The following is a 6,000-nucleotide window of genomic DNA, read 5'->3' as shown; positions in this document are numbered from 1 at the left end:
AACTGTTACCCATGTGGCCGGTCTAAAGTGTTACCCATGTGCCCGGTTTGTACCCTGGCGCTTATCCACCCTACAACTTCGTAAGTCGGATAAGCGTCAGCGGCATCCGACAAACCATTACGGGTTCATGGTTTCGTAGGTCGGATAAGTGCCAGCGCCATCCGACAAACCACTCACGCTTTCTTCAACTCCGGCCAAAGCCGCATTGTAGTCTGCACGATGCTGAGCAAATCTTCGTAGCCTGCGTTTTCTCGTGCGCTGACCGACATCCCCTGAATGATACAGCACAGGTATTTCGCCAGCGCGCGCGCGTTGCTTTCCGCCGGGATTTCGCCTTTCTCCTGCCGCTGTTCCAGGAATCGCACCAGCGTCTCTTCCTGCATGGCGTGGCGCGCTTTGATGGTGTCGGCAATATCTTCTGAAGAGGCGGCGAGCACCGAAGAGGTACAGATGATAAAGCAGCCCGACGGCGTGTCTTTATCGGTAAAGCGCTTCGCCACCGTAGAGAGATAATCTTCCAGAGCTTCCTCTACGCTGCGCTCTTCGCAGAACAGGCAGGCCTCGTGTTTCTCCGCGAAGCGGGCGATGTAGCGATCCAGCACCGCGCGGAACAATCCTTCTTTATTGGTAAATTCTGCGTACAGCGTCGGCGCTTTTGCGCCCGTTGCTTCGACAAGATGGGCCATCGAGGTGGCCTCATAGCCGTGCTGCCAGAACAGAGACATGGCCTTATCCAGTGCGGCTTCCCTGTCGAACACCTTCGGTCGGCCACGGCTTTTTTTAATAACGCTTGTGTCGGTAGACATGATGCCGTTGAACCTTTGTCTGTTTAGTGAACGATCATTATAAAAAGGATCGCCGCAGGTAGCCAGCGCCATCTTCACAGAAATAAATAAATCCTATGGTAATGAAAAATAATGCTTTTACAAATTAGTTAACGGTCATTATAAAATAATGTTGACGTGTGACCCAGATCACGTTTATGCTTTACCTATCGATCGTTAACAAAATAAGTTAACGGCAATACAAATCACCTGTAGAAGGCATAAATCATGAAAAACGTAAAAACACTCATCGCTGCAGCACTGCTAAGTTCAATCTCATTCGCAAGCTTCGCCGCCGTAGAAGTTCAGGCGACTCCTGCTGACCAGCAGAAAGTGGGTACCATCAGCGCTAACGCCGGGACCAACCTGGGCTCACTGGAAGACCAGCTGGCCGCCAAAGCCGACGAAATGGGCGCTAAATCATTCCGCATTACGTCCGTGACCGGCCCGAACACCCTGCACGGCACGGCTGTTATCTACAAATAAGCGTAACCCTCAACGCGCTTACCCTCAGATGCCATGCCACAAAAAAGCCCTGTCTAAAGACAGGGCTTTTTGCATTGCGCGAAACAAAACTTAAATGGTGTCGGCCACGTCCTGATGGCTGTTCACTTCGACCGGCATTCCTGAACGGTGCCGTATGGCCTGCTCCATGACCTGCGCATCCGTCTCCGGCGCGCCCTGGAACTGCTTCATCTGCTCGCTGAGCACAATCGGCAGCACCTTCGGATCGTCCTCAATCGCTTTTGACAGCGGCTGGTGAACTTCAACCAGGCGACGCCCGTCAGGCTCCACGGAGACTTTTATCGGCGTGTTGATGATGCGCACCGGCGTGCCCACCGGCATCTCCCTGTAGAGCGCTTTAATGTCGTCGTCACGCAGGCGGATACAGCCGGAGCTGACGCGCATGCCGATGCCGAAATCGGCGTTAGTCCCGTGCAGCAGGTAAACCCCGCCGTAGGCCGCCAGGCGAATTGCGTGGTGGCCCATCGGGTTATCCGGCCCGGCGGGTACTACCGCTGGCAGCTTGATGCCGTTAGCCAGGTAGCGGGCGCGGATATTGGCGGTAGGCGTCCAGGTAGGATTAGCCCGTTTGTCGCTGACGCGCGTCACCATGGTCGGCGTCAGCGTATCGCCGCCCAGCTGACCAATGCCGATAGGGTAAACGGTGACGCTATTTTTGCCCGCCGGATAATAGTAAACGCGCAGCTCTGCAAGGTTCAGCACCAGCCCTTCACGCGGTGCGTCCGGCAGCAGCATCTGGCCTGGAATAGTCAGAACGCTTCCGGCGCGGGGCACGTAGGGATCGACCCCCGGGTTTGCCTGCAGCAGGGCCAGGAAGCCCACGTTGTATTTTTTCGCAATAGCCTCAAGGGAGCCGCCGTCGTCGGCCACCTCATGGAACATATTCTGACCGATCAGGCGGCTGCCCTCAGGGGGCAGGGGATAAGAGTTGGCGCTGGCCTGGAAGGCCGCCACGGAGGCGGCGACCAGCAGCACCGAGGCCAGCCAGCGTGCAGGGGAAAAGAGTCGCAAAGACCGCATAAAAACCTCATTTTTCTTAAGGTTAAGGTAACTGAAAGTTAATCGGTAATTATGCGTGGCGGGAGAGTCGGGAAACCCTGGCGGATTGCAAAGAATGTGTAAATGTTTCAGAAAGCAACGCCTCGTCGGGCGACGAGGCGTTGACTGGATTACGCGGCGGCGTTCTCCGCAAGCTGGGCCATAAAGTTTTGCACCCAGCCCATGCGCGCCTTGCGGTCGGCAAGATCCTGGAAGAATTTCAGCCGCGTTGGCCCGTCCAGGCGGTAGTGCTGCGGCTGCTTTTGCAGCAGGCCAATCAGCCACACCGGATCGACATGGTTCTTCTCGGCAAACTCAATCACGCCGCCTTTCTCGTTGCCTTCAATTTTACGCACGCCCAGCTTCTGCGCCTGTTGGCGAAGGGCGGCGATATCCAGCAGGTTGCGGGCGGCATCCGGCAGCAGGCCGAAGCGGTCGATAAGCTCCACCTTAAGCTCGTCCAGGTCGTGGCCGTTCTTCGCGCTGGCAATACGCTTGTAGAACGACAGGCGCGTGTTGACGTCCGGGATAAAATCTTCCGGCAGCAGGGCGGGCATTCTTAACTCGACTTCCGTCTGGCTGCTGGTCAAATCCTCCAGCGACGGTTCGCGGCCCTCTTTCAGCGCGTCCACCGCGTTTTCCAGCAGCTCCATATACAGCGTAAAGCCGATAGTTTCCATCGATCCGCTCTGGCCCTCGCCCAGCAGCTCGCCCGCGCCGCGAATTTCCAGGTCGTGGGTGGCCAGCGCAAAGCCCGCGCCCAGATCTTCCAGCGAGGCGATAGCCTCAAGGCGTTTTTGCGCGTCGCCGGTCATCGCTTTCGGATGCGGCGTTAGCAGCCACGCGTAGGCCTGGTGGTGCGAACGCCCGACGCGGCCGCGCAGCTGGTGCAGCTGGGCAAGGCCGAAGTGGTCGGCCCGCTCGATGATAATGGTGTTGGCGGTCGGAATATCGATGCCCGTCTCAATAATCGTGGTGCAGACCAGCACGTTGAAGCGCTGGTGGTGGAAGTCGTTCATCACGCGTTCCAGCTCTCGCTCGCGCATCTGGCCGTGGCCGATGGCAACGCGCGCTTCCGGCACCAGCGCCGACAGGCGGTCCGCCGCCTTCTGGATGTTTTCCACGTCGTTATAGAGATAGTAAACCTGCCCGCCGCGCAGCACTTCACGCAGGATTGCCTCACGCACTACCAGCTCGTCGTACTGGCGCACGAAGGTTTTCACCGCCAGACGGCGCGCCGGAGGAGTAGCAATAATCGACAGGTCGCGCATACCGCTCATCGCCATGTTCAGCGTACGCGGGATTGGCGTTGCGGTGAGCGTCAGGATATCCACGTCCGCGCGCATCGCTTTAATGCGCTCTTTATGACGCACGCCGAAGCGGTGCTCTTCGTCGACGATCAGCAGGCCAAGATCCTTCATCTTCACGTCGTTCTGCAGCAGCTTGTGGGTGCCGATCAGAATATCGATTTTGCCTTCGCTGGCTTCCTGGAGGATCTGCGTCTGCTCTTTGGCGCTGCGGAAGCGCGAAAGCATCTCCACGCGCACCGGCCAGTTGGCGAAGCGGTCCTGGAAGTTGTCGAGATGCTGCTGGGCCAGCAGGGTAGTTGGCACCAGCACGGCGACCTGCTTGTGGTTTTCCACGGCCAGGAATGCGGCGCGCATCGCCACTTCCGTTTTACCGAAGCCCACGTCGCCGCACACCAGGCGATCCATCGCCAGCGGCTGGCACATATCGCTCAGCACGGCGTTGATGGCCTGGGCCTGGTCCGGGGTGGTTTCAAACGGGAAGGTGTCGCAGAACAGCTGGTACTGCTCTTTGTCATGCTTGAAGGCGAAGCCCTGTTTTGCCGCGCGCTGGGCGTAGATATCCAGCAGCTCCGCCGCCACGTCGCGGACTTTCTCCGCGGCTTTCTGGCGGGCGCGTGACCAGGCATCGCTGCCCAGCTTGTGCAGCGGGGCGCTCTCTTCTGCGCCGCCGGAGTAACGGCTGATCAGATGCAGGGAGGAGACGGGAACATAAAGCTTCGCGTCGCCCGCGTAGGTCAGCATCAGGTATTCCGCCGTGATGCCGCCCGCTTCAAGCGTTGTCAGGCCAGCATAGCGCCCGACGCCGTGCTCGAGATGCACAACCGGCTGGCCGATATGCAGCTCCGCCAGGTTGCGGATCAGGGTGTCCGGGTTGATGGTGCGGCGGCTGTCCTGACGGCGGCGGCTGACGCGTTCGCCCAGCAGATCGCTTTCGCAGATTAGCGCGCGATTACGCAGGGTATCAATGAAGCCGTGCTCGCTGGAGCCCAGCATCAGGAAGCGGCCCTGGCCCTCGGCCTCATCCAGACGGTGAATGCGTTTCGGCGCGACTTTAATGCGCGACAGCAGCTCGCCCAGCGCCTCGCGGCGGCCTTCGCTCTCCACGGAGAACACCACCGGCCCGGCGAAGGATTCAAGGAATTTACGCAGGTTATCCAGCGGCGATTTGTTCTGCGCCTGCACGGACAGGTCCGGCAGCGCCTGATAGCCCAGATTGGTATTGGCAGCCTTGTCGGCAAGGTTTTCGGTTTTCAGCTGGATGCGCGGCCAGGTTTTCAGCTCGCTGAACAGCTCGTCGACCCGCAGCCACAGGCTTTCCGGCGGCAGAAGAGGGCGCATCGGGTCTACGCCTCGGTTTTCGAAACGGGCGTTGGCGTCCAGCCAGAAACGTTCGGCGCTGCTTTCCAGGTCGCCGGTGTTCACCAGCAGGGTGTTTTTCGGGAAGTAGCTGAATAGCGGCGGCAGCGGCTCGCTGAAGAACAGCGGCTGCCAGTATTCGATCCCGGCGGGCAGGGTGCCTTTGCTCACCTGCTGGTAGATATGCTCGGCGTCGCGTTTTACCTCGAAGGTATCGCGCCACTGGCTGCGGAACAGCTCGATGGCGTTTTTATCCGTCGGGAACTCGTGGGCGGGCAGTAAATTAATCGCCTCGACCTCTTCGAGCGTGCGCTGGGTGTCGACGTCGAACACCCGCAGGCTGTCGATTTCATCGTCGAAAAAGTCGATGCGGTAGGGCTGGTCGCTGCCCATGGGATAGAGATCTAACAGCGCGCCACGGGTGGCAAACTCGCCGTGCTCCATCACCTGATCCACGCTGCGGTAGCCCGCCTGCTCAAGCTGGCTGCGCAGATTGTCCCGCGACAGCTGCTGGCCTTTTTTCATCACCAGCGCGTGGCCGTGCAGATAGCTGTGCGGACAGACGCGCTGCATCAGGGTGTTCACCGGCAGGATCAGCACGCCGCGCTTCATGGTCGGCAGCTGATAAAGCGTGGAGAGGCGCGACGAGATGATTTCCTGGTGCGGCGAGAAGCTGTCGTAAGGCAGCGTTTCCCAGTCTGCCAGGTTCATCACCAGGCTGTCGGTAAACTGGCTGATTTCGTCGTGCAGGCGCAGGGCGTTTTGCATATCGGGGGCGATTAACACCACCGGGCCGCCGTGTCGCTCAACGATTTCGGCCACCTCGGTTGCGCAGGCGGAGCCGGTGAGTTCACCAAGCAGGCGCTGGTCGCCTGCTTTTACAGGTAAGGAATAACGATATTGTTCAGCCATCAGGATGTCAGAATCTCTCGGGTTGCAGGCGCGTC

4 protein-coding genes are annotated in these 6,000 nt (G+C 59.1%); 1 reads left to right on the top strand and 3 read right to left on the bottom strand.

Features of this window, described 5'->3' with window-relative positions; translation table 11 throughout:
- Positions 1-173: 173 nt before the first annotated feature.
- Complete coding sequence (locus AAE045_RS21995) at positions 174-806, bottom strand: TetR/AcrR family transcriptional regulator (RefSeq protein WP_455549511.1); 633 nt, start codon at positions 804-806, stop codon at positions 174-176.
- Between the two features lie 246 nt (positions 807-1,052).
- Between AAE045_RS21995 and bhsA the strand changes: the two genes are divergently transcribed.
- The gene (bhsA, locus tag AAE045_RS21990; RefSeq protein ID WP_455549510.1) at positions 1,053-1,310 is read left to right on the top strand and encodes a multiple stress resistance protein BhsA; all 258 of its coding nucleotides are present in this window, start codon (positions 1,053-1,055) and stop codon (positions 1,308-1,310) included.
- Between the two features lie 90 nt (positions 1,311-1,400).
- On the opposite strand, the gene ldtC is transcribed toward bhsA, so the two are convergent.
- Both ldtC and mfd read right to left on the bottom strand, forming a co-directional pair.
- Complete coding sequence (gene ldtC / locus AAE045_RS21985; protein WP_455549509.1) at positions 1,401-2,369, bottom strand: L,D-transpeptidase LdtC; 969 nt, start codon at positions 2,367-2,369, stop codon at positions 1,401-1,403.
- A gap of 149 nt (positions 2,370-2,518) precedes the next feature.
- Positions 2,519-5,965: a transcription-repair coupling factor gene (gene mfd, locus AAE045_RS21980; RefSeq protein WP_455549508.1), complete on the bottom strand. Its 3,447-nt coding sequence runs from the start codon at positions 5,963-5,965 to the stop codon at positions 2,519-2,521.
- Between the last annotated feature and the right edge of the window lie 35 nt (positions 5,966-6,000).

The sequence above is a fragment of the Dryocola clanedunensis genome (genome assembly GCF_038405435.1).
Taxonomy (GTDB): Bacteria; Pseudomonadota; Gammaproteobacteria; order Enterobacterales; family Enterobacteriaceae; genus Dryocola; species Dryocola clanedunensis_A.
The sequence above is the reverse complement of the archived record's forward strand: the minus strand, read 5'-3'. Positions and strand labels throughout refer to the sequence as shown.